1 protein-coding gene is annotated in these 1052 nt (G+C 49.0%); it reads left to right on the forward strand.

The features are described from left to right. Window positions 1–1052, forward strand: a 1052-nt coding sequence (locus ACP5N5_RS07025; protein WP_428134534.1) for an ATP-binding protein, incomplete at both ends; no start/stop codon positions are given.

Here is a 1052-nt window from a genome sequence, read left to right on the forward strand (position 1 = left end):
AAGCTTCTACCTGGGACACGGGTTTAAGATAGTTGTATTTATCAAAGGATACTACTATGGTATTAAAGACGCTTATGTGATGGGGAGGATCCTCGGGAGTAAAGGGTGTCTATTCATGGCTAAGTGCAGGAGGTGTGGTAGGGAAGCTGAGTACAGGGTTTCCTATGCTAAGGCATGGTTTTGCAGGGAGCACTTCATAGAGTACTTCGAGGAGAGAGTAGTCGAAACAATCAGGAAATACAGGATGATAAAGCCCGGCGACAGCGTCGTGGTAGCTGTCTCAGGCGGCAAGGACAGTATGAGCCTCCTCACAGTACTAGTAAAGCAAGCCAGGGAACTTGGTATCAGGGAGGTGATAGGACTCCACCTAAACCTCGGGATAGGTGGCTTCAGCGAACTTGTCGAATCAGTGGTGAGAGAGTACTGTGAAAGGCTTGGAGTTAAGTGCCACGTGATCCACTTGAGAGATCTCCTCGGGCTATCCATCTCTGAGCTCGCCTCGAAGGCGCGGAGGCCCCCCTGTAGTGTCTGCGGGCTTGTTAAACGCTACATCTTCACTGTTTCAACTATGACTGTAAATGCATCTGTACTCGTTACGGGACATCACTTAGACGACGTGGTAAAATACGCGTTAAAGAATATATACGTGGGAGACTATAGGTCCCTCGCCAGCTTAAAGCCTGTTTCAGTGGAAGAGGGGCTACCCGTTAAAGCAAGACCCTTAATAAGCGTTGGTGAGAGGGATATAGAGACCTATGCCAAATTATCGGGGATACCATACGTGGAGGCGAAGTGCCCGTTTAAACATGAGGGCGATGCTGAGAAAGCGGTCAGAGTCTTCATAAGTGAGCTCGAGGAATCCAACCCGGGCGCCAAGCTAACCCTGTTATCCAGTATAAGCAAGTTGATCCATGAGTACATTGAGCCACGGGAATCAAGGGGTTTAACAAGGTGCAGTATCTGCGGTATGCCTTCCTCCAGCGATGTATGCAGCTTCTGCAGGCTGACTAAGAAGGTTTATGGTAAATACATGGGTGCTGACGTTGCATCGA

This window comes from Desulfurococcus sp. (assembly GCF_049970475.1).
Taxonomy (GTDB): Archaea; Thermoproteota; Thermoprotei_A; order Sulfolobales; family Desulfurococcaceae; genus Desulfurococcus; species Desulfurococcus amylolyticus.